General features: G+C 35.1%; 24 protein-coding genes. 18 read left to right on the top strand and 6 right to left on the bottom strand.

All coding sequences use genetic code 11. The features are described from left to right. The first annotated feature begins 27 nt into the window (after positions 1–27). The 4 genes from BAQ49_RS25835 (at position 28) to BAQ49_RS25820 (ending at position 3264) form a co-directional block, all read left to right on the top strand. Positions 28–696, top strand: coding sequence for an amino acid ABC transporter permease (locus BAQ49_RS25835; protein WP_071747615.1), 669 nt, complete (start codon positions 28–30; stop codon positions 694–696). A 19-nt stretch (positions 697–715) separates the two neighbouring features. Beyond that, positions 716–1477: an amino acid ABC transporter ATP-binding protein gene (locus BAQ49_RS25830; RefSeq protein ID WP_071747733.1), complete on the top strand. Its 762-nt coding sequence runs from the start codon at positions 716–718 to the stop codon at positions 1475–1477. Between the two features lie 11 nt (positions 1478–1488). After that, on the top strand, positions 1489–2280 hold the full coding sequence (locus BAQ49_RS25825; protein WP_071747614.1) for an amino acid ABC transporter substrate-binding protein: 792 nt from the start codon (positions 1489–1491) through the stop codon (positions 2278–2280). 75 nt (positions 2281–2355) lie between these two features. Then, a complete protein-coding gene (locus tag BAQ49_RS25820; RefSeq protein WP_071747613.1) occupies positions 2356–3264 on the top strand; it encodes a VOC family protein in 909 nt (302 codons plus the stop codon). 21 nt (positions 3265–3285) lie between these two features. Here the strand turns inward: BAQ49_RS25820 and BAQ49_RS25815 are convergent, their stop codons facing one another. Both BAQ49_RS25815 and BAQ49_RS25810 read right to left on the bottom strand, forming a co-directional pair. After that, the gene (locus BAQ49_RS25815) at positions 3286–4203 is read right to left on the bottom strand and encodes a GNAT family acetyltransferase (protein ID WP_071747612.1); all 918 of its coding nucleotides are present in this window, start codon (positions 4201–4203) and stop codon (positions 3286–3288) included. Beyond that, positions 4200–4718, bottom strand: a complete 519-nt coding sequence (locus tag BAQ49_RS25810; protein ID WP_071747611.1) for a GNAT family N-acetyltransferase — start codon at positions 4716–4718, stop codon at positions 4200–4202. Before BAQ49_RS25810 ends, BAQ49_RS25815 begins: the two co-directional genes overlap by 4 nt. A 314-nt stretch (positions 4719–5032) precedes the next feature. On the opposite strand from BAQ49_RS25810, the gene BAQ49_RS25805 reads away from it, so the two are divergent. Both BAQ49_RS25805 and colA read left to right on the top strand, forming a co-directional pair. Then, on the top strand, positions 5033–5710 hold the full coding sequence (locus tag BAQ49_RS25805; protein WP_071747610.1) for an MgtC/SapB family protein: 678 nt from the start codon (positions 5033–5035) through the stop codon (positions 5708–5710). Positions 5711–5913: 203 nt separating this feature from the next. Next, positions 5914–8829 carry a collagenase ColA gene (colA, locus tag BAQ49_RS25800; protein ID WP_071747732.1) on the top strand — a complete coding sequence of 972 codons (2916 nt, stop codon included), beginning with the start codon at positions 5914–5916 and terminating at the stop codon, positions 8827–8829. A gap of 32 nt (positions 8830–8861) precedes the next feature. On the opposite strand, the gene BAQ49_RS25795 is transcribed toward colA, so the two are convergent. Further along, positions 8862–9365 carry a GNAT family N-acetyltransferase gene (locus BAQ49_RS25795; RefSeq protein WP_071747609.1) on the bottom strand — a complete coding sequence of 168 codons (504 nt, stop codon included), beginning with the start codon at positions 9363–9365 and terminating at the stop codon, positions 8862–8864. A 255-nt stretch (positions 9366–9620) separates the two neighbouring features. Between BAQ49_RS25795 and BAQ49_RS25790 the strand changes: the two genes are divergently transcribed. The 8 genes from BAQ49_RS25790 (at position 9621) to BAQ49_RS33990 (ending at position 15728) form a co-directional block, all read left to right on the top strand. Continuing rightward, positions 9621–10019 (top strand): DUF2871 family protein, encoded by a 399-nt coding sequence (locus BAQ49_RS25790; RefSeq protein WP_071747608.1) that lies wholly within the window; start codon positions 9621–9623, stop codon positions 10017–10019. Positions 10020–10151: 132 nt separating this feature from the next. After that, positions 10152–11543, top strand: coding sequence for an FAD-binding oxidoreductase (locus BAQ49_RS25785; RefSeq protein WP_071747607.1), 1392 nt, complete (start codon positions 10152–10154; stop codon positions 11541–11543). 4 nt (positions 11544–11547) lie between these two features. After that, a complete protein-coding gene (locus tag BAQ49_RS25780; RefSeq protein ID WP_071747606.1) occupies positions 11548–12516 on the top strand; it encodes a bile acid:sodium symporter family protein in 969 nt (322 codons plus the stop codon). Between the two features lie 39 nt (positions 12517–12555). After that, positions 12556–12903 (top strand): DUF4260 domain-containing protein, encoded by a 348-nt coding sequence (locus BAQ49_RS25775; protein WP_071747605.1) that lies wholly within the window; start codon positions 12556–12558, stop codon positions 12901–12903. A gap of 35 nt (positions 12904–12938) precedes the next feature. Then, a complete protein-coding gene (locus BAQ49_RS25770) occupies positions 12939–13466 on the top strand; it encodes a GrpB family protein (protein WP_071747604.1) in 528 nt (175 codons plus the stop codon). Between the two features lie 134 nt (positions 13467–13600). After that, positions 13601–14215 (top strand): FMN-binding negative transcriptional regulator, encoded by a 615-nt coding sequence (locus tag BAQ49_RS25765; protein ID WP_071747603.1) that lies wholly within the window; start codon positions 13601–13603, stop codon positions 14213–14215. Between the two features lie 287 nt (positions 14216–14502). Then, the gene (locus tag BAQ49_RS25760) at positions 14503–15597 is read left to right on the top strand and encodes a response regulator aspartate phosphatase (RefSeq protein ID WP_071747602.1); all 1095 of its coding nucleotides are present in this window, start codon (positions 14503–14505) and stop codon (positions 15595–15597) included. Then, the gene (locus tag BAQ49_RS33990; protein ID WP_255444199.1) at positions 15594–15728 is read left to right on the top strand and encodes a hypothetical protein; all 135 of its coding nucleotides are present in this window, start codon (positions 15594–15596) and stop codon (positions 15726–15728) included. The genes BAQ49_RS25760 and BAQ49_RS33990 overlap by 4 nt, the downstream gene beginning before the upstream one ends. Before the next feature lie 226 nt (positions 15729–15954). Here BAQ49_RS33990 and BAQ49_RS25755 read toward each other — a convergent pair whose 3' ends face one another. The 3 genes from BAQ49_RS25755 to BAQ49_RS25745 form a co-directional block, all read right to left on the bottom strand. Then, on the bottom strand, positions 15955–17421 hold the full coding sequence (locus BAQ49_RS25755) for a protein adenylyltransferase SelO (RefSeq protein WP_071747601.1): 1467 nt from the start codon (positions 17419–17421) through the stop codon (positions 15955–15957). 178 nt (positions 17422–17599) lie between these two features. After that, a complete protein-coding gene (locus BAQ49_RS25750) occupies positions 17600–18598 on the bottom strand; it encodes an NADP-dependent oxidoreductase (protein WP_071747600.1) in 999 nt (332 codons plus the stop codon). A gap of 18 nt (positions 18599–18616) precedes the next feature. Next, positions 18617–18961, bottom strand: coding sequence for an ArsR/SmtB family transcription factor (locus BAQ49_RS25745; protein WP_071747599.1), 345 nt, complete (start codon positions 18959–18961; stop codon positions 18617–18619). A gap of 510 nt (positions 18962–19471) precedes the next feature. Between BAQ49_RS25745 and BAQ49_RS25740 the strand changes: the two genes are divergently transcribed. From BAQ49_RS25740 to BAQ49_RS25725, 4 genes are all read left to right on the top strand, one after another. Next, on the top strand, positions 19472–21088 hold the full coding sequence (locus BAQ49_RS25740) for an FAD-dependent oxidoreductase (RefSeq protein WP_071747598.1): 1617 nt from the start codon (positions 19472–19474) through the stop codon (positions 21086–21088). Positions 21089–21299: 211 nt separating this feature from the next. Further along, positions 21300–21884: a TetR/AcrR family transcriptional regulator gene (locus BAQ49_RS25735; protein ID WP_071747597.1), complete on the top strand. Its 585-nt coding sequence runs from the start codon at positions 21300–21302 to the stop codon at positions 21882–21884. Positions 21885–21942: 58 nt separating this feature from the next. Further along, a complete protein-coding gene (helD, locus tag BAQ49_RS25730; RefSeq protein WP_071747596.1) occupies positions 21943–24264 on the top strand; it encodes an RNA polymerase recycling motor HelD in 2322 nt (773 codons plus the stop codon). Further along, a complete protein-coding gene (locus BAQ49_RS25725) occupies positions 24264–24860 on the top strand; it encodes a hypothetical protein (protein WP_071747595.1) in 597 nt (198 codons plus the stop codon). The genes helD and BAQ49_RS25725 overlap by 1 nt, the downstream gene beginning before the upstream one ends. Positions 24861–25001: the final 141 nt, after the last annotated feature.

The raw sequence follows: 25001 nt of genomic DNA, 5'->3' as shown, positions 1-25001 counted from the left end.
GCTTTTTGTTTAGAGAGGGGGGATAGAATGAAATTTGATGTAACGTATTTTTTAGAAAGTTTTCCGCAATTATTTAAGTATGTATACATAACTTTAGGGATTACTGTTGTTTCCATGATTATTTCTTTCTTTATAGGGATTGGCTTGGCAATCATAACAAAAAACAAACCGAAATTTTTATATCCAATTGCAAGGGTGTATATCTCTTTCTTTAGAGGAACACCGTTATTAGTTCAATTGTTTGTGTTGTATTTCGGATTGCCACAAATATTTCCGGCTTTTACAGTACTTACAGCTATGCAAGCAACCTTAATTGGTCTCAGTTTAAATAATGCTGCTTATTTGTCAGAGATAATTCGAGGTTCATTAAATGCTGTTGAATCAGGGCAAATGGATGCTTGTTTATCAGTAGGGATGACAAAAGCACAAGCCATGCGGCAAATTATCTTTCCGCAGGCTATTCGTGTAGCAGTGCCGTCACTTGGAAATAATTTTGTTGGATTGTTAAAAGAATCTTCGTTATCTTTTGCGCTTGGGGTGGCTGAAATTTTAGCACAAGCGAAAATGTTAGCTGCTCAATCGTATCGTTATATGGAAAGTTATTTAGCGGTAGCGATTGTGTATTGGATTATTACAATTGCAATTAGCTGGGGGCAGAAAAAATTAGAAAAGAAACTTGATGCGCCGTATTTATAACAGAAATGAGGTGAAGTATGTGATTGAGATAAGTGATTTGTATAAATCCTACAAACTTAATGAAGTGTTAAAGGGAATTTCACTTACTGTGAAAAAAGGGGAAGTGGTAGTAATTATTGGACCTTCTGGTTCAGGGAAATCGACCCTATTGAGATGTTTGAATTTATTAGAACAACCGAATGATGGAAGTATTAGAATTGAAGATTTAGAGATTCATGCGAAGAAAATTTATAAAAAAGAAATAATACAATTACGGCAAAAAACAGCTATGGTTTTTCAAAACTATAATTTATTCAAAAATAAAACAGCACTGCAAAATATTACAACGCCATTAACGGTTGTACAGAAAAAAAGTGAAGAAGAGGCAAAGAGAATAGCGAGAGAAATATTAAAACAAGTAGGATTAGCTGATAAAGAAGATTTTTATCCAACGATGTTATCAGGGGGGCAACAGCAAAGGGTAGGGATTGCTAGAGCAATGGCTTTAAATCCCGTTGTATTATTGTTTGATGAACCGACTTCTGCGCTTGATCCAGAATTAGTTAATGAGGTACTGCAAGTTATTAAAGACTTGGCAAGACAGCATATAACGATGGTTATTGTTACGCATGAAATGAATTTTGCAAAAGAGGTGGCGGATCGCATTATATTTATGGCAGATGGAATTATCGTAGAGCAGGGAACGCCAAAAGAGATTTTTAGAAACCCACAAAATGAACGTACGAAAAAGTTTTTACGACAATTAAATGCATCTGAAGAAGGAAATCATTTCGTTATTTAGGAGGAAGAGTTATGAGGAAATCGTCATTATTACTAACGATAGCATTAACATTATCAGTTGGAGCTTTGTCTGCATGTGGTTCAAACGTATCAAGTGAAAAAACGAATGAAAAAGTAGTGAAAGTTGGGACTTCTGCAGGTCGTAGTCCATTTATTTTTAAAGAGGGTGAGAAAGTAAAAGGTTTTGATGCTGAAATTATTGAAGCAGCTGCTAAAAAAGCTGGATATAAAGTAGAATGGAATGTTTCTGATTTTGAAGGATTATTTGGTTTATTAGATTCTGGTCGTATTGATACGATTGCAAATGAACTATCCGTTTCTCCGGAAAGAAAAAAGAAATATGATTTTTCAATCCCGTATGTGTATTCAGGATCTGTTTTCGCAGTGAAGAAAGATAATAATACAATTAAATCGATAGAGGATCTGAAAGGGAAGACTGTAGGTGTTGGACTTGGTACGGCAGGAGAGCAAGAGTTAAAAGCTTTAAATAAAAATAATGCTTTTACGATTAAAACATACTCAGAGGATCCGACAGCGGAATTGAATGAAGTAGGATTTGGACGCGTCGATGCTTATTATAATGATAAAGTTCAAGTAGAAACAACAATAACAAAGGCGAAACTAGATAATGTGAAAGTAGGATTTGGTCCACTTGAATGGGGAGAGATTGCATTTCCATTTGCAAAAAAGAGTGAAAAGTTAGAAGATATAAATAAAGCGTTAAAAGAATTAGAACAAGATGGAACATTAAGCGATATATCGAAAAAATGGCTAAAAATTGATGCTACAAAAAAACAAAATTAAGGTGTATTCGTTGAATGGGCCTATTGCCTATCAACTTACATAAAAAACTAAAGGGAACTGGAGAGGAAGCTATTCATGGTACAAATTCATTCGAAAACATATATTGGTCATGTGGAATTTAAAGTTAAAGATTTAGGGCGTCAAATTGCTTTTTATGAGAATGTAGTAGGATTAGAAGTAATTAAACAAGAGGGGAATAAAGCATATTTATCTGGAAAGGGTGGTAAGAATACGCTGCTTGTTCTTGAAAAGTTGGAGGATGGGGTACTGCAAGAACCACGTACGACTGGTATATATCATGTTGCCTTTTTGGTTCCGACTCGTGAGGCTTTTGCTTCGGCATTATTTGGTGTGCTTCGTAATAAGAACGTAATTGATAGTCCAGCTGAGCAAGAAGGGCGTTATACATATTCAAATGAAATTTTACCAATTTCAAGGTTTAATAGCGCAAGTGATCATACGTATAGTGAGGCGTTTTATTTACAAGACTTAGAGGGTAATGGTATCGAAATATATGCAGACCGACCGCGAGATCAGTGGGGAGAAGGGCCAGGAGGAAGTACGCCACTTGATTTAAAAGAACTAGCAGTGCTCGTTGATTATGAGTTTGATGGCCTACCAGCCGAAACGGTGGTTGGGCACGTACATTTACGAATAGCTGATGTTGAGAAGGCACATGAGTTTTATGTAGATACAGTAGGTTTTGAAGTACAACAGCGTGAAGATGATTGCTTATTTATTTCGGCAGGAGGCTATCATCATCATATTGGTGCAAATACGTGGAACGGGGTAAATAATCCACATCCACCAGCATATGCAACGGGACTAAAAGTGTATACGATTGTACTGCCTCATAAAGAAGCGTTAGATGAAGTGAAAGAAAGATTAATAGAAAAACAACATGAACTAAATGAAACTTCAAATGGATTTACGGTAGTGGATCCAAGTGGTGTTACAGTACAGTTTGAAATAGAAGCAGTATAAAAGAAACCAGAAAGTGTGTAATCACTTTCTGGTTTCTTTTTGATACGTAATCCAAGTAGGGCAAGGATTAAAAGGAAAGGATTTTAATATTTCCATTGCATATATACTCGTTGAATCGAATTCACCTTGTATGAAAGAATAGCTGTGTTTATTTGCATATGTAGTTTGTTCGAAAACGAGCAGTTTCAGTAATGGTAAATCTTCTGTAGTGTGAGTCCCACACCATCCTAATTCTAACGTATTATCCTTTTCTGATGTATGGAGGAAAGAGTACGCAATAATTTGATTCTCTTCATCTATAATGAGAAAGCTCCCATCTAGTAGTACATCATCAGCCAAAATCATTTCTTGCCAAGTTTCGAGAGGGAATGAGGCAACAGGATTTACTAAGTGAGTATGCTCGTAATTTGCTTTTACTAAGTGAGCTAGTTTTTTAAGTAAACTATTATCGGATAAAATATTTGATATAGTTTGTAAACGATAATTTGAAGTAAGAACTGTATTGGTAAGAACTATTTTTTGTAAGTCTAATATCGGCATATATGTTCTTCGGATTTCAATAAAATTATTTTCTTCATAAAAGGCTTTTAGCTGAGCTAAAGTTTCCCATATGGAAGTCTGCAATGGTAGAGTGAATTTTTCTCGTTTTTGAACCTCAGTTAATAAATGTTTTTTAATTTGTAGTTTTGAGCAGAGAGGGTTCGTGTATATTCGAAAGTATGTGCAGTATGGATGGAAGTTACTGCTCCAGGCGATAAAAATGCCTACTACATCTTTGTTATAGTAGGCAACATACGCACATTTTACTTTATTATTTCGTAATAAGTGAAGTAGATTAGATTCTTCATTGTATAAAGCAATAAGTTGTTTTACTTCTAATTCATTGCTTGCTTTATATTTCTTTATAAAAAGAGTGTTTTCGTTGGATGATTTATTCATAGTTCAATCCAAAACCTTCTTACAACATTACCATCTTCTTCAGTGAAATCTTCATCACGAAGACCGCCGTTATGTAAAATCGTTTTTTCTGAAGCCGTATTCACTTCGTCGCAAACGACAAGTGCTTTCGTGATGTTTAATTCCTTCGTTTTTTCTAATGATAATGCTAGTAACTTCGTAGCATAGCCTTTTCTTCTTTCAGAAGGACGAATGCCATAACCGATATGGCCTCCAGCATTAAACAAATGATCAGTTAAACTATGACGTATATTAACAGCTCCTACAATTCTATTTTCAGCTGTAACGAGCCAATATGTAGAATCCGGTACCCAAGTTTCAGGGATATTTATTCCATTATGGGCATCGAGTAGTTCTTGAATCATAGCTGGGAAGTTGGCAGGATCTTTTGAGATAACCCACGGAATCATCGTTTCACCGCTATCTTTCCATTCGTTATAGAAATCTAAGTATTCTTCTTGTAAATCGGTAGTAGGTGTAAGTAAAGAGACGTTCATTGTTAGTAAGCTCCTTTTATTTTATGTATTATTTCACAAAAATTGCGGCATAAAATGAAAGCGTTTTCTTATTTTCTCAACTTCATTTCATGCAATCCACATTCTGTTTTCAAATGAAAATGAGTTGTGCTTTGAAATTTAAAGGTTTTCGTATGAAAAGTAGGATGTTTTTATTTATGTTAATATTTAAAATATTAACATAAATATATCGGGATATTAAGTGAATTTTAATGGAATGATTTTATATCGATAAATGGATGTGTGTGATAATTTTTGTTGCATCTATCTATAATGAATGAAAGGGGGAAGTGTTCGTGAGCTTACATATTGATTTTATTATGCGAATCGGTGTTGCTGGTTTATTAGGAGCGATGATTGGTATTGAAAGGGAAATTCGATCAAAAGAAGCGGGATTAAAGACTCATTTCCTCGTAGCGGTAGGGAGTGCTTTAATAATGGTTGTTTCAAAATATGCCTTTTCAGATATTATATTTGAAGATCATATGTCTCTTGATCCAAGTCGTATTGCAGCGCAAGTTGTTAGTGGAGTGGGGTTTTTAGGTGCAGGTACAATTATTATTCAAAAGCAGGCAGTGAAAGGGTTAACGACAGCGGCTGGTTTATGGGCTACAGCAGGAATTGGGCTAGCAATTGGAGCGGGTATGTATGTAGTAGGGATTGGAGCTACGATTCTTGTTTTAATTGGTTTAGAGATTGTAAGTCGTATTTTTAAGTTGCGATTTTTATTTTCGCAAAATATTACAGTCCAAATTTGTATGAATAAACATGAAGCGGTGCAACAAATATTAGAGACGCTACAAGTACAAGGTATTCCAATAATTTCATATGAAGTTGAAGCTTTACAGCAAGATACAGGTGTGGTTTATAAGGTAGGAATGCAGCTGAAAAGTATATCACCTGAAGAAAAGAATGCATTCATTCAGTATATGCAAACATTACCGGAAATCACGTTTATAAAGTTAAAATCATAGTGTTGAAATATAGGATAGATGTAGCAGGAATTTCGCTATTATCTATCCTTTTTTTACATAAATCACATGTGAAGTCAAGTGTTAATTTCACTTTGAATGGATACATGTGTGAACGTTCCCTTCTTTTTTCTCAATACAGAATAAATAGCCAGAATAGTAAAATAATGGTGTGGGACACTAAAATATGTAAGGTAGGGGAGAGCATAAAAGGCTATTCAAAAAAAGTTTTAGTAGGGGTAAGTTTTGCTAGTTTAATGTTAGGGAGTTTTCAAGGAAGCATATTGGCGGAAGATACTAAGGGAGAGCAAGTTTCATATCGAAATGTGCTAAAAATGGAGCCGGTTGGTGTACAACTGCCAGTGGAAGAATTAGCTCATTCATCGAAAGTATTAGAAAGCAAGTCTTTTGAGAAAAGGCTACAATTTGCTGATTTATCGCAAAGACCGCCTGAAGTAAAAAAGGAAAGTAAGCAATTAGCTGTAGCGAAAACTTATACAATTGCTGAATTAAATCAATTAAGCAATCAACAATTAGTAGATTTACTTGTAACAATCGATTGGGAGCAAATTACGGGGCTATTTCAGTTTAATAAGGACAGCCTTGCATTCTATCAAAATGATAGTAGGATGCAGGCGATTATTGATAAATTGAAGCAGCAAGGACAAGCTTATATGAAGGATGATTCAAAAGGAATTGAGACACTAGTAGAGGTATTGCGCTCTGGATTTTATTTAGGTTTTTATAATGCAGAATTAAGTAAACTTAATGAGCGGAGCTATCATGACAAGTGCTTGCCGGCGTTAAAAACGATTGCGAACAATCCAAATTTCAAGCTCGGTACATTGGAACAAAATAGAGTTGTATCATCATACGGAAAATTAATAGGAAATGCTTCGAGTGATGTGGAAACGGTAACATCGGCTGCAAAGATTTTTAAGCAGTATAATGATAATTTTTCTACATTGGTAGATAATCTTTCAGCTGGAAATGCGATTTACGATATTATGCAAGGTGTTGATTACGATATTCAATCGTATTTGTACGATACGAGAAAAGCACCGAAAGATACAGTATGGTATCAGAGAATAGATAGTTATATTAATGAGTTAAGTAGATTCGCGTTAATGGGAACGATTACAGAGAAAAACGGATGGCTTATTAATAATGGTATTTATTATACAGGTAGACTCGGCACATTCCATAGTACAGGGACAAAAGGATTACAAGTTGTAACAGATGCGATGAAAATCTATCCTTATTTAGGTGAGCAATATTTCGTAGCAGCTGAGCAAATTACGACGAATTATGGCGGAAAAGATGCAAATGGAAATACGGTTAATTTAGATCAAATACGAGAAGATGGTAAGAAAAAATATTTACCGAAAACGTATACGTTTGATGATGGTGCAATTGTTTTAAAAGCTGGAGATAAAGTGACTGAGGAAAAAGTAAAACGCCTATATTGGGCAGCAAAAGAAGTGAAGGCACAATTCCATCGTACCGTTGAAAGTGACCAGCCCTTAGAAAAAGGAAATCCTGATGATGTATTAACGATGGTTATTTATAATAGCCCAGATGAATATCAATTTAACCGTCAATTGTACGGATATGAAACAAATAACGGTGGTCTTTATATAGAAGGAACAGGTACGTTCTTTACTTATGAACGTACGCCACAAGAAAGTATTTATAGCTTAGAGGAATTGTTCCGCCATGAGTTCACGCATTACTTACAAGGTAGATATGAAGTGCCAGGACTTTGGGGACAAGGTAAGCTGTATGAGAATGAGAGGTTATCTTGGTTTGAAGAAGGGAATGCTGAGTTTTTTGCAGGTGCAACGAGAACGGACAACGTCGTTCCAAGAAAGAGCATTATAGGAGGACTATCTTCAAATCCAGCAGAACGTTATCCAGCAGAACGGACGTTAAATGCACAGTATGGAACTTGGGATTTTTATAACTATTCCTTTGCTTTACAATCTTATATGTACAACAAGAGATATGATATGTTTGATAAAATTCATGATCTTATTAGAAAAAATGATGTAACAGCATATGATGCTTATCGCTCTGCTTTAAGTAAAGATGCGAATTTAAATAAAGAATATCAAGACTATATGCAAATGTTAGTTGATAATCGTGATAAATATAACGTTCCGTTAGTATCAGACGATTATTTAGCAACTCACGCACCGAAACCAGTTTCGGATATTGCAGCAGAAATTACAGCAGAAGCAAAATTAAGTAATGTATCGGTAAAGAAAAATAAGTCTCAGTTCTTTAATACATTTACACTACAAGGAACATATACAGGAACAGCTGCAAAAGGAGAAAATGAAGACTGGAAAACAATTACGCAAAACGTTAATGATACGTTAAAACGTTTAAGTGCGAAAGAATGGACAGGTTATAAAACAGTAACTGCGTACTTTGTGAATTACCGTGTGAATGCATCAGGCCAGTTTGAATATGATGTTGTGTTCCACGGCATTAATACAGAAGAAGGTGCAGTGAATAAAGCACCAGTTGCGGTAATAAATGGTCCGTATAGCGGAAATGTGAATGAAGCAATCTCGTTTAAAAGCGATGGATCAAAAGATGAAGATGGGAAAATTGTTTCTTATAAATGGGAGTTTGGCGATGGTACTGTAAGTAATGAACAAAACCCAACGCACGTTTATACAAAAGAAGGAACGTATACAGCGAAATTAACAGTAACAGATGATAAAGGATTAACTAATACTGTTACAACGAATGTAACGGTTCAAAAGAAAGAAGATAACAGTGTAGAAAAAGAATCAAACAATTCATTCCAGACAGCAAATAAACTGCAATTAAATCAAGTTTTACGTGCTAGTTTAGGGAACGGTGATACGAGTGATTACTTTGAAATAAATGTGGAAACTGCAAAAAACCTTCAAATTAACGTAACGAAGGAAAATAATATTGGAGTAAACTGGGTTCTTTATTCAGAAGCTGATTTAAATAATTATGTTACGTATGCTAAGACGCAAGGAAGTAAATTAGAGGGTAGCTACAATGCGCATCCAGGTAAGTATTATTTACATGTATATCAATATGGTGGGGGATCAGGGAATTATACGGTAGAAGTGAAATAGCAAAAAGGTCGCCATGAATGGCGACCTTTTTATTACGCGTTATACCCAAATAATTTTAAATCTTCTCCTGAGTCTGAAATTATTTTTTCGAATCGCAATCCTACTTTTTCTAACAGATTGCCTGAAGCAGCATTATCTATAGAAGTAATTGCTACAATTCGTTTCATACCTAGCTTATGTACACCGTATTCGATTACCGCAGCAGCTGATTCATAGCCGTATCCTTTTGAACGGAATTTTTCTAAAAAGGCAAAGCCGATATCAACATCTTCTAATGAATCCCTTTTAATAAGGCCGCACATACCAAGTGGAGTGAGATCTCCTTTTCGTTCAACTAAGTAAAGACCAAAGCCCATTTTATTATACATATCGATAGGTCCGTTTAAGATGTAATTTTTTGCATCTTCTAAGTTTTTAACCCTTTTATCACCGATAAACTGAATCCATGCAGGATCGTTTACTAACTCGAGAATGAACGGAGCATCTTGTATATTGAACCAACGAAGAGTGAGTCGTTCAGTTTCAAGAACTATCAATCTATTGCACCCCCTTTAAAAGTTATAATAATTAGTATGGATTGTGTAACACAAAAGCGCAACATATTTTAATAGAGCCCTGCTTGTTCACATAAAGTTCGGTTGTTTTGTATAAAAGGATATTTTATAATTAGGATTGACTGTAAAGAGTGAGATGCTTATACAATGACTCCTAGGAAACTAGGGGTTTTTACTATATAACTATCATTATTACTAAATATGACGCACTACACATTCTACTTAAGGAGGTACATAATGAAGAAATTATATAATGCATCGTTTACGTATTTAATTATTGGTTTACTATCAGGAATATTCGCTAGAGAGTATGGAAAATTTAAAGGGATTCTAGGATCTACACTATTAAATCTTTTGCATACACACACGCTAGTGCTTGGCTTTTTCTTCTTTTTAATTGCTTTAGGATTAGCAAAAGTATTCGCGTTTCATGAAGTGAAAGGATTTAATAACTGGTTTATTTTACATAATATTGCGTTAACATTAATGTTAGGTTCGCTGGCAGCGAGAGGTCTTCTTCAACTAAATGGAGCGGACTTTAAAGGGTTAACTTATATTGTAGGGTTCTCTCATTCTCTGATGGCATTCACATTAATTTGGTTTATGCTGTTAATAAAGAAATCATCTAAAATGTAGTTAAGAAGAACTTGTAGCGTGTGCTGCAAGTTCTTTTTTTATGTGTAAACAAGGTAAACTTACTATTCTGATTATTTTGTATAAAAATGGTATAATTAATGTAGAGTAAATAATATAAAAGGAGAGTACGTAATGGAAATAACAATTGAGCGTTTAGTAAATGAATTAAAGGATGTACTTCCTGAAGATCAAGTAGTGGTTAATAAGACAGTAAGAGAGTTACATAGTAAAGATGAATCTTACCATACTAGTAGTTTACCTGATGTAGTTGTTTTTCCAAAAACGACGGAAGAGGTTAGAGCAATAATGAAAGTAGCGAGTGAGCATAAAAAACCTGTCATTCCATTTGGAGTAGGTTCTAGTTTAGAAGGTCATATAATTCCTTATGAAAAGGGGATTACAGTTGATTTTTCATTAATGAACAAAATACTTGAAATAAGAGAGAAAGATTTTCTAGTGAAGGTACAACCGGGAGTGACACGCTCTCAGCTCAATAAAGAATTGAAAAAGTACGGTCTGTTTTTTAGTGTAGATCCAGGTGCAGATGCAACGTTAGGTGGAATGGCTGCTACGAATGCAAGCGGAACGACAGCGGTGAGATATGGAGTTATGCGTGATCAAGTTCGTGATTTAGAGGTGGTACTTGCTGATGGACAAGTGATACATACTGGAAATCTAGCGGCGAAGTCATCATCAGGTTATCATTTAAATGGAATTTTCGTAGGATCAGAGGGTACGCTTGGATGCTTTACAGAGCTAACATTAAAAGTATACGGCATACCAGAACATGTTATGGCTGCGAGAGCATCGTTTCCGGCTATAAGTGATGCAGTTGAAGCTGTTATTAACATATTGCAAGCTGGTATTCCAATTGCGAGAATAGAGCTCGTTGATGAACTATCTATGAAACAAGTAAATCATTATAATGAAACAAATTATAGAGAAGAACCAACACTGTTTTTAGAATTTCACGGAAATGAAGCGGGATTAACGCAAGATATCGAGTTTACGAAGGAAATTGTTTTTGATCATAAATGTAAAGAAGTTGCTTTTGAAACTGAAACTGCGGCGAGAAATAAATTATGGGATGCAAGACATAATTTAGCTTACTCTTACGTTCATAGTTATCCTGGTAAAAAACTAATGAGTACGGATGTTTGTGTACCAATTTCAGAATTAGCTGGTGCAATACAGCATGCGAAAGAGACTTTAGATAAAGTTGGTCTTGTTGGTGGTATTCTTGGCCATGTAGGAGACGGGAATTTCCACGTGCTATTAATGATTGATCCGAACGATAAAGATGAAGTGAAAAAAGGGGACGAAATAAACGAAAATATTGTACTGTATGCTCTTAAACGTGGCGGAACGTGTACAGGAGAGCATGGCGTTGGAATAGGGAAGCGGAAGTATCAAGAAGAAGAACATGGGACCGCGCTTTTAGTAATGGAGAAAATAAAGAAAGCTCTTGATCCGCAAAATATTTTGAATCCGAATAAGGTGTTTCAATTAAAGGATAGGGGATGATTGGGTGAAAGTACTAGAAGCGATAAGTAATATAGCTGGAAAATATTTTGCGTTGTGGGTTATTTGTATTGCAGCTATTGCATATTTCATTCCCGCGCCATTTCTTGGGTTAAATAGTTACATAACGATTTTACTTGGAGTGGTAATGTTTGGGATGGGATTAACATTAAAGGCTGTTGATTTCAAAATCATTGCTACAAAACCATTGCCAGTTATTATCGGTGTATGTGCTCAGTTTATTATTATGCCACTTGTCGCATACGTACTAGCCTACGTTATGAATCTACCAGCGGAATTAGCAGCTGGATTAGTGTTACTCGGTTCAGTACCGGGTGGCACTGCATCAAATGTTATGGTGTACTTAGCGAAAGGGAACTTAGCGTTGTCTATTGCAATGACTTCATTATCAACTTTATTAGCACCAATTGCTACACCTCTCATTTTATTATTACTTGCGGGGCAATGGATGCCAGTAAATCCTATGTCTATGTTTCTTTCTATAGTACAAGTCATTATTGTGCCTATTATTTTAGGACTAGTAGTGAAGAAGTTTTGCCCTAATACCGTTAATAAAGGGATGCCAGTTATTCCTTTAATATCAGTTATAGCAATTATAATTATTGTTTCTGCAGTTGTTTCAGCAAATGTAGGTAGTATTACTTCTTCAGGCCTTCTTATCTTTGTAGCAGTTATGCTCCATAATGCATTCGGTTTTTTACTCGGGTATATAACAGCGTTTGTACTTGGGCTAGATGAAGGAACTAGAAGAGCCATTTCAATTGAAGTAGGAATGCAAAATTCAGGCTTAGGTGTTGCACTGGCGACAGCACATTTTGGACCAGCTGCTGCACTCCCAAGTGTATTAGCGGCAGTATGGCATAACATTGCAGGACCGATATTAGCAACCGTTTGGTCAAAAAATGCAAAGGATACTTTCAGTGATAAGAATTTATCGGTAAATATTGAAAAATAAGAGAGAAACCTATCATTTGAATTAGAGGAATGAAGAAGAATGCAAAAACGTATTGTACATTTTGAAGGACTAGTGGTATTCTTAGCCACGATTTATACGTATTCAATATATGAATTTAGTTGGATTATATTTTTGGTGTTCCTTTTAGCACCGGATTTATCAATGGTAGCGTATGGGATAAATAACCATGTTGGTGCTAAAATTTATAATTTATTTCACACATATATCATATCCATATTAATTGTTCTAATAGGTGTCTTTTTTAAGGTAGACATCGTTATTATGATAGGGTTAATATGGACAGCACATATCGGAATGGATCGAATGTTTGGATATGGATTGAAATATGAGACGGATTTTAAAGATACTCACATTCAGAGGTTATAAATTGTTTTTATATATATTTTGAGAAGAGGGATACATTGAAGCAGAGAATTACTATCGAAGAATATAACATCAAATGGGAAAGTGAATTTTATAAACTACAATCTCTCATTAACAATGCAATGGAAGAACTTGTTTTGTCCATTGAACATGTTGGGAGCACAGCTGTTAAAGGGCTTTCGTCTAAACCAATATTAGATATTGATATAGTAATAGAAGATTACGAAATTTTTCCTGGAGTAGTAAAAAAGCTTGAAACGGTAGGATACTATCATCAAGAAGAATGGAGCTTCAAAGGGAGAGAGGCGTTTGGACGAAAGGATGCTTTCGTTCCATGGAGCGGGAAAAGTACAGTTTGGATGGAACATCATCTATATGTGTGTGATAAGAATAGTGAAGAGTTGAGGAGACATGTAGTGTTTCGGGATTACCTTCGTGAATATGCCGATGTTGCTATTGAATATGGGCGCTTAAAGGAAAAGTTAGCAAGAGAGTCGGAAAATCGAGCCAGCTATAGCAAGGGTAAGACTGCATTCATTACAAATATATTAGAAAAAATGCACTAAGGCGGCATGAAGTACATACCGCCTATTCTTTTGGAATAGAAAGCTGTCATTATAAAACAAATATAAACTGGCTCTGTTGAATGATACGATTCCTAAATATAATGAGAAATAAAAGATCGGAAAAGAGGGAGATTATGTACATACCAAAATATTTTACAATACAAGATGAAGAGATGAAGTACGAAATAATTGAACAAAATAGCTTTGCGACGTTATTTTCTCAACATAACGGGGAACCATATGCAACGCATTTGCCGTTGTTACTGAATAGAGAAACCTTTACATTATATGGTCACTTTGCACGTCCGAATGAACAGTGGAAAGATGGTGGGAAACAGCAAGCACTAGCTATATTTCAAGGACCGCATAGTTACATATCACCGTCATGGTATGAAACAAACAATGCAGTACCAACATGGAATTATGTTGCAGTGCATGTATATGGTGAATTAGAAATTGTTGAGGATGAAAAGGAATTAATAGACTCTCTTCAAGATTTAGTACATGCATATGAAGATCCACAGAGTACCTATTCACTTAATGATGTAGACCCGAATTATATGGGAGGATTAAGTAAGGGGATAGTTGGATTCAAAATAAAGATAAATAAAATAGAAGGAAAAGCGAAGTTAAGTCAAAATCATTCGGTAGAGAGACGGAATTTAGTTGTGGAGGAACTTGAGAAAGTTGGTAGTGAGGGGAGTAGGGGGATTGCGGAGTTGATGAGAGATGAGTTTTATAATAATTAATGTGAAGATGAACGAATGAAAGAATTTATTCTGCAAAGTGCTTATTAGCGTTCATAAAGTCAGTGAAGTTAAGGAGATTAAAGGATAACAGCAAAATATAAGTGGTGGTAAAAACTTACTTCTATCCTTTTGGTATCATAACTTGAGTTCAAAGATAGAGTGCTCCATTTAATAATAATCTTATTGGTATTTGTTCCTTTAAAAGTTTCTCAATATTATAAAGTCAGAAAAGAAAGTTAATTATGGTAATATGAGAATGAAACTAAGTAAACAAAGGGGGCTATGATATGAACGTTCAAATAAAAGGAAATGAAAGAATCATACACATGTTAAGCGATTTATATCATGAAATTCGCAAAAGAAATATAACAGAATCAAGAAATTTGAAAAAAGAAATTGATAAGCAAATCCAAGGTATTGATAATGATCCAAATGTACAGTTATATTACGCTCTATTAGAGTTTAGATACCAGTATCTAATAGATAGCTTAAGTATTAGTAAAGATAGTTTTAATAAAATAGAAGCACTTGGTAAACCATCTGATAGTTTATTATCATATTATTATTATTTTTTTAAAGCGATGCATTCCACTATAACTGGAAACTATATTTCGGCTAAAGAACTATATGAAGAAGCGGAAAAGAAATTGCTTCAACTTCCAGATGAATTAGAACACGCAGAATTCTATTTCAAACTGTCTACTTTCAGTTGTCATAAACAGCAATATGTCTTGGCATTAAAACAAGTTTCGATGGCTAAAGAAATCTATGCTAAACATCGTGATTTTGAATTAAATATAGGGTATTGTGACAATCTTTATGGATTAACGTGTATTCACTTAAAAGAGTATGAGTTAGCGGAAGAATACTTAATCTCGGCATTAGATGTATTTAAAAGACTAGGGGAAGAACACGCTAGCCTCTATAGCCGTCACAATTTAGCGTTTTTATACGGCAGTCAAAATTTATCTGAACTAGCTATTCGATATATTAGTGAAGTAAATGAAAAATCTCCAAATAATTATAAAGCTCTATTCATTGAAGCAAGAGAACATTTTAAATTGAAAAATAAAGAAACTGCAAATACACTTATTGAAAAAGCGTTAACAATTTGTGGTGAGTTGAAAAATGAAGAATTTTATCATCGCCTAATGATCTTAAAGTCTATGAATGACAATTTAGCTGCGAATGAGTTTGAAAATATTGTTTTAAAAGGAATTGAATACTTCAATCGAGAAGAACTATATGAGAATATAGAAAAATATGAAGAATCTTTAGCCTTAAAATACTATGAAGAAGGAAATACACTTAAAGCAAGTGAATATTTCTATTCAAGTTCTCAATCAAGAAAAAAAGCTATAGAGAGGGAGGGACTAAAATGAAAAAGGTAACTATTAGTTTATTAGGAATCATAACAGCTGTAACCTTCACGTTCGGTGGTTTTGTAGTTTCAAAAGAGAATGTAAAGCCTGTAGATGTTATTAAGTACTCTGAAGGACATACTGGCGGTTGAAAAAAAGCATATAATATAAAAAAATAAAAACCGTTTGCTACACCGTAAATTAGGATGTGGCAAACGGTTTTTATTTTGTGTAATTCCATGGCACACGTATATTTAATCTAGGAGATTTACTGTTTCTTCAGTTTTAGCATGTAAGTTAGTGCCGGAAAAAGTAATAAGGTTATTCTGGAAGGTGCACATAATTATAAGAATACACCTTTCTAAAAGTATTACATAATCAAGTCCCACAAAAAGTACGATAAGGACGATTCGTCGGTGCAGGTGGAACACAGTATTCTTCTTGATTTGTAGAGTATGCATAAGGGTTTGATAAAGCTTCAAGAAGTTTCTCCATTACGCTATAATCTCCACCTGTAACAGCAGCTTCTAGTGCTTCTTCTACGCGATGGTTTCTTGGGATGATTGATGGGTTATTATTTTTCATCATCTCATAGGCGTTCTCTTTCGATTCTTCTTGTCGTTCTAATCGAGATTGCCATTGATTGTACCATTCTTTAAATTCATCGCTACCAAAGAGAGGACTACTTTCTAACGTGTTAAGAGTTAAAGAACGGAATGTATTTGTGTAATCCGCTTTATATTTCTCCATCATTTTTAAAAGTTTCTCAATAAGTGCTTTGTCTTGTTCGTCTTCGTTAAATAGTCCTAATTTCTTCTTCATACCGAGGAACCAATTGTTTTCGTACTGCACGCTGAATTTTGAAATTTCGTCTTGTGCAATTTTTAAGGCTGCTTCTTCGTCTTCGTGTAGAATCGGCATTAAAGATTCAGCTAATCGCGCGAGGTCCCATGCGGCCATATATGGCTGATTTCCATATGCGTAGCGACCTTGTGTATCAATAGAGCTAAATACTGTTCCTTGGTCGTAATTGTCCATAAATGCACAAGGACCGTAATCAATCGTTTCGCCACTAATTGTTATGTTGTCAGTGTTCATTACGCCGTGAATGAAGCCGACGAGTTGCCATTTTGCGATGAGATTTGCTTGTCGTTTAATGACTTCTTGAAGTAGCGCAGTATATCGGTTTTCATGAGCTTCAATTTCTGGATAATGCCTTTTTATCGTATAGTCGGCTAGTGATTTAAGGTCCTCGTTTGAGCCACGAGCTGCAGCGTATTGAAATGTACCGACGCGTATATGGCTGCTTGCTATCCTTGTTAAAATTGCTCCAGGTAACTTTGTTTCACGATATGTTGGTTCACCAGTTGTGACGACTGCTAAACTACGAGTAGTCGGAATATCAAGTGCATACATTGCTTCACTAATAATATATTCACGTAGCATTGGTCCAAGGGCAGCGCGACCATCTCCTCGGCGTGAATATGGAGTAGGGCCAGAACCTTTCAATTGAATATCAAAACGTTCACCTGAAGGGGTAATTTGTTCTCCAATTAAGAGGGCACGACCATCTCCTAACATGTTGAAATGACCAAATTGGTGCCCAGCGTATGCTTGAGCTAATGGATAAGCTCCTTCTGGTGTTGCGTTACCAGCAAAAATCGCAATTTCGGCTTCCTTCTTCAGTTCTTCTGGATTAAAGCCAAGAGATATTGCTAATGAATGGTTTAGTTTAATTAACTCCGGTGAACTTACGGGAGTAGGGGGGATTTCTGTATAAAATGATTGTGGTAAAGTCGTATAACTATTATCTAAATTCCAACCAGCTTCATTATTTTTAGTCATTTTATCTCCTCCTTGTTTATTTTTTTTATTATGTATTTGTACGTATGTATTCTTTGTAAAGTTAGCTAAAAGTATAATATGATATTTCCCCTTGAAATCTATTGTAAGGACTTCACTGCACTATGTCTATTTAACAGCAAATATAAAAACTCCATTTTAAAAAAATGAGTTTTTATTATTATTTAATTTTTACAATTATTTTTCCTTTTGCTCTTCCAGCCTCCGAATATTCCATTGCTTTTTGAGCATCTTCAAAAGGGAAAACACGATCGATTACCGGTTTGATTTTTCCAGCTTCAATATAATTTGCAATAGTACGTAATTGATCTCCGCTTGGTTTCATAAATAAAAATGAATATTGAGCATTATGTTTTTTTTCAAGTGCAGTAAGTTTTTTACTTGCTAATGAAAATAAGAGTGTTTTGAAAAATCCTGAACCGAATTCTTTACCGAATCGAGCATTCGGCATCCCTGAAACGGAAACAATGTTGCCTCCGCTTTTTATAATATTGAATGATTTTTCAAGTGTTGTACCACCGATTGTATCAAATACCGCATCATAATTTGTTAGTATATCTTCAAATTTTTCTGTTTTGTAATTAATCATTTCATCTGCGCCAAGAGACTTTACTAAATTCGCACCAGCCTCACTAGCAGTCGTTGTAACGGTAGCGCCCATTATTTTTGCTAACTGAATTGCGAAAGTACCAACTCCACCAGATCCAGCGTGAATCAAAATCTTTTGTCCTTGTTGTAATTGCATAATGTCATGTAAAGCTTGATAGGATGTTAAGCCAACGAGAGGAATCGACGCCGCTTCCTCAAAACTTAAATTTTTCGGTTTTAAGGCTATATCATCTTCATGAATGGCTATATATTCCGCGAAAGTACCAATCTTATTTTTTCTTGGACGTGCATATATTTCATCACCGACTTTAAAGTGAGTCACTTTTGATCCAACCTTTACGATGACACCAGAAAAGTCATTCCCAAGGATTAGGGGCATTTCATATTTCAGTAACATTTTTACTTTGCCATCGCGTATTTTAAAATCAATTGGGTTAATACTAGCTGCATGAATTTCTGCGAGCACTTCATGCTCACTTATTTCAGGAGTAGGTACCTCTGCCATACGCATTGGAACTTTGCCGTATTTATCAATTATCATCGCTTTCATTTCTTATACCTCCAAATTTCAATAAAAGTTGTGCAATAGCTTTTCAATATCTAATACAAGGTTCTTTAATAAACTTAATTTTGTACGTATATCAATATAATAAAAGTTTTTTGTACCTTCTTTTCGCATTAAAATAATACCGGCTTCTCGTAAAAGCCTAAGGTGATGTGATACCGCTGGTCGAGAAAGGTGTGTTTGTTGCGTGATTTCTCCTACACGTAATCCTGTTTGACATTCAGTTTCCATGAGAACTAACAAAATAGCTTGACGTGTTTCATCACCAATTGCCAATAATACTTTTTGAGAATCAACAAAATTTTTTTTTATAACATTTAATTGTTCTTGTTTATTCATTTTAATCACTATACCTCCTGGTAATGAGTCGAAAGGTTTAAGATGATGGACCATTACTTCGATACGGTAATGCTACATGATTGTTGTATGAGCTGCAATATTGAGAAAGAAAATCGAGACGAATGAATTTTTTATTGTTGAAAATTATAGGGAGATAGAAAAGGGATTGGAAGGACTACATAACACAATAGATGAAGTTTTAAAAACAAAAAATGATGTAACAATAAAATAAGCGGCCGCAACCTTATATAATCCATAAGGTTATGACCGCTTATAATGTTTGTATTATTTTTGATTTTTACGATAGAACATGATTCAACGTAAAGTAAGTTCTTTTGTTTTACACTTTCATACAGACACAATTCAGGTGGATTATAAATGTATGAAAAGGTAAAAGAAATTTTGGGGCGTAATCTATCTATATGATAATTCAAAATGAAATATAAGTCTATATTTTTGTTGGTTTTTTGATTATATTTATGTCACTGAGCTCAGAACAATGATGTGGAGGGTAAATATATGAAATCGAATTATGTACCAGTTTTAATTGTTGGAGGGGGATTATCCGGGTTAGCGTCTGCGTTATTTCTTGCAAAACATAACATTGAGTACTTACTTATTGAAAGGCATCCGTCTACTGCCATTCATCCGAAAGCAGGCGGTCTTACTTTACGTACGATGGAGTTATTTCGAGAATTAGGTTTGGAACAAAGAATTAAATTGGCAGGTAAAGCATTAGAGAACTGCCGAGGAAGAATAGCAGTTCATACAATAGCTGAGGTGAATAAAGAAGAATTGGAACAAATGAGAGCGACTCAATACGGAAACGATGAAGAGTTACTTCAAAAAATAGAAAAGATTAGTCCATCAAAACAAACTGCGTGTTATCAAATTATTTTAGAAGAGATGATGTTACAATACGTGAAAAAATTAGGCGGAAAGCTATCTTTTTATCATGAATTAGTTTCTTTTGAACAAAATGAAAACGGAGTAATAGCAATGATTCGAGATCGAAAAACAGAAAAAGAGAGTGTCATACATTGTGACTATGTAATTGCAGCAGATGGAGCCAAAAGTAAAATACGTGAGCATTTAGGGATTACAACTGAAGGTCGCGGTACAATCGGTGGCTATTATATGAATATTTATTTTGAGGCTGATTTAAGTGGATTTATACAAGGAGACGCCTTTGGTTTTTCTATGGTACTTCATCCGGAGGTTCTTGGTGCACTTATTCCGGTCGATAACGTGAGTAAATGGATCTATCATGTAGCTTATGATCCAATAAAAGGAGAGCGACCAGAGGATTTCACTATAGAACGCTGTAAACAAATTATTCAAACAGCAATTGGAAGCACAAATGTAGAGTCAGAAATATTAAGTGTTTTACCTTGGGAAGCGACTGAAAGTACAGCTACAAAATTTCAAGAAAATCGCGTTTTTTTAGTTGGCGACTCAGCGCATATTATGCCGCCAACAGGAGGATTTGGTTCAAATACAGGAATACAAGATGCGCATAATTTAGCTTGGAAATTAGCGGCTGTTATAAAAGGGGCAGCAAAACCAAAATTGTTAGAAACATATCATGAAGAAAGATACCCTGTTGCAAAATTAACAACGGACCACGCGAGTAGTATATTATTTCGTGCTGCGGGCAGAGAGGAAGGTAATTTGAGTAATTTGGATAGTTTAGCTGTCACTGTTGGGTATCAGTATTGCTCAGAAGCAATTATAGACGAAAGTAACACACCGCATAGAATGGATATAGTTGATTTGAACGGACGCCCGGGAACGCGTGCGCCACATTTTTGGGGAACTTATGAAGGAAAAGAAGTTTCTATACTTGATCTATTTGGTAGCAACTTTGTATTACTTTCTGGAGGAGAGTCTAGTGCTTGGACTGAAGCTGCAAATGTTGTTTCATCGAGATTAGGCGTAAAGATAAAAGTGTATCAGGTAGGTTTAGCTGGTGATTTCATCGATCAAGGTAACTTTTTTAGAAAACTATACGGGATAGAAAATGGGGGAGCGGTAGTAATAAGACCAGATGGATTTATTGGATGGCGTACGGAAAATGAGGTAGTAAAGCCGGGTATATTACTTGAAGAGATAATGAATCGTTTATTATGTAATTAATATAAAACCACCGCTTGTATTTCAAAAGCGGTGGTTTTATTGCTTACAACTTACAAAAATAAAATATTGTAAGTTGTAAGCAGATGTGCTAATCTTATAACCTACTTGAAAGATGAATTTTTTGATTGTAACTTACAAATAATAAAAAATGTAAGTTGTTGAAATAACAGAAGATAATTTTATTATGTAAATAAAGTGGACGGTGAGAAAAATGACAGAAAAAGCATTAACGAGAAATGTTGTTTTGGATGCAGCGGAAAAGGAATTGATTAAATATGGATGGAGTAGGACGACGCTTGTTAGTATTGCGAAATCGCTTGATGTTAGTCATGCAGCTTTATACTCCTATTTTCGTAGTAAGGCAGCACTTCGCGACGCTATTTTGGAAAGATGGTTATTAAAGTATTCGGACCAACTTGAGAAAATTAGTGGAGAAGACGGAGAAACAGCAGTGATTTTACAAGAGTGGTTCTTATGTTTGTTCCAACTTAAAAAGAAAGAGTTACTGGAAAATGAAGAGCTATTTACATTGAATAGTTCGTTAGTGCAGCAAAAGAATGCTGTTATCCGTAAACACGAAGAAAGATTAGTTAGGCAACTGGAGAAGGTTATAAATCAAGGGATAGAGCGTAACGAGATTGAAAAACAAGACAGTTTATTTTTAGCGCATATGATTTTTGGACTCCTATCACCGTTCTACCACCCTACTTTTTCTGAGCGATGGAAAGAAGAGAAGATAAACGAAGAATTTCAAAAGTCATGGGAAATTGTTGCGCGTGGTATTTTTCAAAAGTAAAGAACTTCGTATCATATAAGGCTTTCAATCAGGAAACGTAATGAGAGGGGGAGATTATATGAGTCATTATAAAGAAGAACAACAACGTGTAAATGTAGTCATTGAAAAAGTAGACGAGGAACTGAATGAGCTGGACAGCCGAGTTGGTTCGGTGAAGTCTGAAATTGTAAATATAAGAAAAAACTTTTGGGAAGATGTAAAAGTAAATATAGATAATATTAAAGAGGCGGTTGAAACGGCGGCCAGTATTAGGCAAGAGGCCGAGATTCTTTCGGAAAGGGAGCATACCCATCGACATGCGAAAAATGAATATAATCTTTTAACGAAAATAAAAGATACACCCTACTTTGGAAGAATTGATTTTAAAGAAGAACAAGAGGCGGATACTGATGAGATCTATATTGGTATCGGCTCTTTTTATGATAAAGAGACAGATGAATTTTTAGTATATGATTGGCGCGCACCTATTTCTAGTCTTTATTACGATTATTCTTTAGGAAGTGCAAAGTATATAGCACCAATGGGGACAATATCAGGTGATTTACTTTTGAAACGTCAATATATTATCCGAAATGGTAACATTCAAAGTATGTTCGATACAGGTGTAACGATAGGGGATGAACTCCTTCAAGAAGCGTTAGGAAGAAATGCAAGTGAACAGATGAAAAGTATTGTAGCGACAATTCAAAAGGAACAAAACAAAATTATTCGAAACGATAAAAGTGATGTATTACTTGTGCAAGGGACGGCTGGAAGTGGAAAAACTTCAGCAGCTCTGCAACGGGTTGCGTATTTATTATATCGTTACCGCGGGACAGTAAACGCGGATCAAATTTTGCTATTTTCTCCGAATGAGTTGTTCAATAGCTATATTGCTAACGTCTTACCAGAGCTTGGTGAGGAAAATATGCAGCAAACGACTTTTCAGGCGTATGTGGAGCATATGATCAGCAAAAGTTTTATTGTAGAAGATTCTTTTTCACAGCTAGAATACATGTTAACGAAAGAACAGGAAAACATGTATGAAACGAGACTAAAAGGAATTCAATATAAATCATCAATTGAATTTATGGGACTGATTGAGAAATATGCGAGAAGTCTAAGTGAAAAAGGACTAGAATTTCATGATGTCACATTTAAAGGTGAAGTGTTGATTGAGGCAAGAACGATAGATGATTATTTTTATGCGTTAGAAACGTCTATTTCCATACCGAATCGAATGCAGCTTACAGCGGAATGGATTCTTAAGAAGATAAATGAATTTGCAAAGAAAGAAGCGAAAAAAGACTGGGTAGAACAAGAAGTTCAGTATTTAAATAAAGAAGATTACAATCGTTTTTATGAAAAATTAGAGAAGGATAACCAATTTGATTATTATGAGCAGGAACATGAATTATTAACGAAATATGTAGTGAGAAAACATTTTCGTTCATTGCGAAGAAAGGTGAAATCTTTAGCTTTTGTAAATCATTCTGCAATATTTCAGCAGTTCTTTGAAACCATCCAGAAAGATGTTTTTGTACCAGATGGTTGGGAAGAGATATGTAAACAAACAGTAAATCGGTTGGAGAGAAAACAATTAGCGTATGAAGATGCAGCGCCGTATTTGTTTTTAAAAGAGTTAATTGAAGGATTTAAAACGAATCACCTTGTTAAATTTGTATTTGTTGATGAAGTACAAGATTATACACCATTTCAGTTAGCGTTTATGAAGCGGCTGTTTCCGGAGGCGAAATGGACAATGCTTGGAGATGTAAATCAAAACATTTTATCACACGCTAGCAATAGAGGGATGGATATGATTTCAACGTTGTTTGCAAATAGAAAAGTAGAAACAATTCAGCTTAACCGTAGTTATCGCTCGGCAAAACCGATAATTGAATTTACAAAACATATCATTCCAAATGGAAAAGAAATTGAAGCTTTTAACCGTAACGGGAAGAAGCCGTTATGTGTAAAAGTGAATGATGAACGAGAGCGCGCAGAAAGTATCATAGATAAAGCAAGAGATTTGCAAAAGCAAGGTCATAAATCGATTGCAATCATTTGTAAAACAGATGAAGAATGTATAAGGGCTATGGAGTTAATAGGGGATAAATTAGATTTTCATCTTGTAAAAAAAGAAAATACGACTTATGAAAAAGGCATTGTGATTATTCCTACTTATTTGGCAAAAGGGATAGAGTTTGACGCTGTTATTATATTTGATGCTTCAAATGACATGTATAGCAAAGAATCTGAACGGAATTTATTTTATGTAGCATGTACACGAGCGATGCATGAATTATATGTTTATTATACAGGAGAGATTACGACAATGCTTTCGAAAGTACCGAAAGCATTATTTCAAAACGAAACGAGTAAAGGGAGAGATGCTTAATGGCTAATCAATTAAATGTTTTTCAAAACTGTAGTAAGGAAGTTTCAATGTTATTACCAATTCCGAAGTATGTAAAATTAGTGCATGAGCATGAAGAATTGCGTGATGGTGTAAATGTTGAAATACATCGTTATCAAGCAGAAGAACGACTAAATTACGGTGGTTCTCATATAACAACGATTACTTCTCAAAAGGATAAGCATCTTTTAAGTTATACGAATATGATGCCAGTATACTCTAATAAACTACTTCATAAGGATGAGGCAGAGAAAATAGCGATGGATGTAATGGAAAAGGTTGATCGACAATATGCAAAGGGCCTAACTTTACTTCGTATGGAAAAACAAACGAGACATTATGTTGACGGGAGACAAACTGTGGAGTTTCCTGTTCTATGGATAAAGATGATGCATAATAACGGAAGTTTTAACTGGGTGACAATTGGTGGTGACGGAAAAATCATTGAATTTGAGCGGGAAGTACGCTGGGATTATATGATGAGCCGCCGTCAAACAGAAATGTGGTATTACGATGATTGGGTATTGGCGCGCACGGGGAAAGGACCGCAATTATTGCCGCCGTCTGCGTTGGCTTAATATGTGTACAATGGTAGGCGTCTATGATAATATACCGCTAGCTATGCCTTATCTGTATAATAAAATGAACATAAAGGGCTGAGCGTTATGAGAAGAAAAGGTTATTTTATAGACAATGAAAGTAAACGATTGTACAACAAT

It is taken from the genome of Bacillus proteolyticus, from assembly GCF_001884065.1.
GTDB classification, from domain to species: domain Bacteria; phylum Bacillota; class Bacilli; order Bacillales; family Bacillaceae_G; genus Bacillus_A; species Bacillus_A proteolyticus.
The sequence above is the reverse complement of the archived record's forward strand: the minus strand, read 5'-3'. Positions and strand labels throughout refer to the sequence as shown.